The sequence below is a fragment of the Streptomyces murinus genome, assembly GCF_002154555.1.
GTDB lineage: Bacteria > Actinomycetota > Actinomycetes > Streptomycetales > Streptomycetaceae > Streptomyces > Streptomyces murinus.
On record NZ_MUNF01000866.1, the window covers coordinates 1 to 1,097 of the forward strand.

Genomic DNA, 1,097 nt, shown 5'->3' on the forward strand with positions numbered 1-1,097 from the left:
TGCATGGCCCTTCAGCGGCCGGCGACCATGACGTCGAGACCGTCATGGTCGTCGGCTAGGCCACTGCGTTGAACACCCAGATCGCCGCATCCACGGTGGCGTCCACCACCTTGGCGGCGAAAGCTGATACGAACGCGGCAAGGATGATCAGGGTAAGTTCACGCCGACCGAGCCTGCGGGCCAGTTCCCGTAAGTGCCTCAACGGGTTGTCACCTCCTCGTCGCCCCGAACCCGTTGTCCGGGGACGGAGTGGTGGAGGTGCCACGCCGTACTGGCGTGAGCAAGATTACGCGCGCTACACGTAGGACGTGGCCCGTTCGTGGAAATTACGCCTCGGCCGCCCNNCTTTCGCTACGTAGGGCGGCCCGTCTACCCCATGCTCGGAGCCTCGTCAGAGGCCGACCTGGAAATGGCTGGGCAAGATGCTCGCCCGAGAGAAGGCGCAGGGCGAACGAGCCGCGATGAAGCGGCTGTTGACTGCACTCGGATTCGAGTCCCCGAAGGGGTTTCCCGAGTTCGCGAAGCCCCGGCGCGAGGCCGTGCAGGCTGCTTTGTCCGAGGTCCAGAGGCGGCATGCGTGGATGCTGGGCCCCAGGCCGGGCGAGCCCTCTTTGAACCGTCAGGGCTTCGGCACGTGACCTGGACGCCCTGGAGTGTCAGGCGATCAAATCTTTCTGATGATGTTATCAGATTTCGATCACGAGTGTTCAAAGCTGGAGTGGTAATCACTCGATCAGGGAGTGGTGTTGTTCGATTTCCAAGGTGAATGATTCAACTCGCCCGCTCTGAGAATTCCCGTACGGGATTTCCTGGGCGTACGGCCAGGGAGTTTCCCTATAAGTATGACAATCGGGTGAGTGGGCACGGAATCGGACAACGAAGGTAGGCGATCATGAGTCAGTACTTCAATGGGATGCGGTCGGACGTGATTCAGGCGGCAGGGTGCTGGCAGAAGGCCCGGGTCAGTCAGGGTGCCGGTGCCTGCGTCGAGATGAGGAAGTTGAATGACGGTCAGGTGGCCGTGCGGAACAGCCGTTTCCCGGAGGGGCCGGCCCTGATCTTCACCGTGCCGGAGGTCGAGGCGCTCCTGTCCGGGG

At 62.3% G+C, this 1,097-nt stretch carries 1 protein-coding gene; it reads left to right on the forward strand.

Annotation, left to right across the window (positions count from 1 at the left end; translation table 11 throughout):
- Positions 1-892: 892 nt before the first annotated feature.
- Positions 893-1,097, forward strand: a 205-nt coding sequence (locus CCN72_RS36040; RefSeq protein WP_086812583.1) for a DUF397 domain-containing protein, incomplete at its 3' end; no start/stop codon positions are given.